The sequence below is a fragment of the Microcoleus sp. A2-C3 genome (genome assembly GCF_036706065.1).
Classification (GTDB): domain Bacteria; phylum Cyanobacteriota; class Cyanobacteriia; order Cyanobacteriales; family Microcoleaceae; genus Microcoleus.
Genome location: NZ_JAUBVX010000026.1, coordinates 91060 through 93102 on the forward strand (window position 1 = coordinate 91060; position 2043 = coordinate 93102).

Here is a 2043-nt window from a genome sequence, read left to right on the forward strand (position 1 = left end):
GTAGGTGAAGTCGTCAAAACCTGCAAAACCGGGATTCGGAGTATAGCTGAACGAACCGTCAGCATTGAAATTCAGGTTGCCGTTTTTGGGGACAGACTCAAGTTTTGCAGTCAATGTATCGCCATCGGGGTCAATGTCATTGGCCAGAACTCCGGGGATTAGGACATTGAGTGTCTTGTCGTGGGGAGTGTTGTAACTGTCACTATTTGCCTGTGGTGGCTGATTAGTGACATTGAGATTTACCGGCACAGTCGTGAAAAAAGGCGGGAAGGCACCGTCACTGATGCTGTAGGTGAAGTTGTCAAAACCTGCAAAACCGGGATTCGGAGTATAGCTAAAGGAACCGTCAGCATTGAAAATTACTTTGCCGTTGCTAGGGCCGGACTCAAGTTTTGCAGTTAGGGGGTCGCCGTCAGGGTCAATGTCATTGACCAGAACTCCTGGAATTAGGACATTGAGTGTCTTGTCGTGGGGAGTGTTGTAACTGTCGCGATTTGCCTGTGGTGGCTGATTGGTGACAATGATTTTGACCGGCACCCCCAAAAAAGGTGGGAATGCCCCGTCAGTGATGCTGTAGCTGAAGTTGTCAAAACCAGCAAAACCGGGATTCGGAGTATAGCTAAAGGAACCGTCAGCATTGAAATTCAGCTTGCCGTTGCTAGGGCCAGACTCAAGTTTTGCAGTCAATGTGTCGCCGTCAGGGTCAATGTCATTGACCAGGAGTCCGGGGATTGGAATATTGAGTGTTTTGTCGTGAGGAGTGTTGTAACTGTCACTATTTGCCTGTGGTGGCTGATTGGTGACATTGATATTTACTGGCACCCCCAAAAAAGGTGGGAATGCCCCGTCAGTGATGCTGTAGCTGAAGTTGTCCAAACCAGCAAAACCGGGATTCGGAGTATAGCTGAACGAACCGTCAGCCTTGAAATTCAGCTTGCCGTTGCTAGGGCCGGACTCAAGTTTTGCAGTTAGGGGGTCGCCGTCAGGGTCAATATCATTGGCCAGGAGTCCGGGGATTGGAATATTGAGTGTTTTGTCGTGAGGAGTGGTGTAACGATCACTATTTGCCTGCGGCGGTTGGTTGATTAAGAACTTGGTGACATTAAGGTCCACCGAAATCGGGGGAGACGCCAATACCCCATCGCTGACGCTGTAGCTGAAGTTGTCAAAACCTGCAAAACCCGGATTCGGAGTATAGCTGAAAGAACCGTCGCTGTTGAAAACTACCTTGCCCTGATTTGGCAAGGACACCAGTTTGGCAGTCAAGGCATCGCCATCGGGGTCGGAGTCGTTGGCTAGGACTCCGCGGGCTGGCAGGTTAAATACCTTGTCTTGGGGAATGCTGTAATTGTCTGGTTGTGGTTCTGGTGGAAAGTTAGTGACATTAAGGTCCACCGAAATCGGGGGAGACGGCGATGCCCCATCGCTGACGCTGTAGCTGAAGTTGTCAAAACCTGCAAAACCGGGATTCGGAGTATAGCTGAAGGAACCGTCTGCTTTGAAATTGAGCTTGCCGTTGCTAGGGACTGACAGCAGTTTGGCAGTTTGGGGGTCGCCGTCGTAGTTGTCGTCGTTGGCTAAGACTCCGCGGGTTAGCAGATTAAATACCTTGTCGTGGGGAATCCTGTAATTGTCTGGTTGTGGTCCTGGTGGTTGGTTAGTGACATTGAGGTTCACCGAAATCGGGGGAGACGGCGATGCCCCATCGCTGACGCTGTAGCTGAAGTTGTCAAAACCTGCAAAACCTGGATTCGGAGTATAGCTGAAGGAACCGTCTGCATTGAAATTCAGCTTGCCGTTGTTGGGGACTGATACCAGTTTGGCAGTCAATGTGTCGCCCTCCAAGTTGTCGTCGTTGGCTAAGACTCCGGGGGCTGGCAGATTGAATACCTTGTCGTGGGGAATACTGTAACTGTCTGATTGTCCCACTACCGACTGGTTAGTGACGTTGAGGTTCACCGGAATGGGGGGAGACGGCGATGCCCCATCGCTGACGCTGTAGCTGAAGTTGTCAAAACCTGCAAAACCGGGATTCGGAGTATA

At 50.8% G+C, this 2043-nt stretch carries 1 protein-coding gene; it reads right to left on the minus strand.

What is annotated here, in order from left to right:
- Positions 1-2043: Ig-like domain-containing protein (locus QUB66_RS16045; protein ID WP_332971252.1), on the minus strand; the 2043-nt coding region annotated here is incomplete at both ends.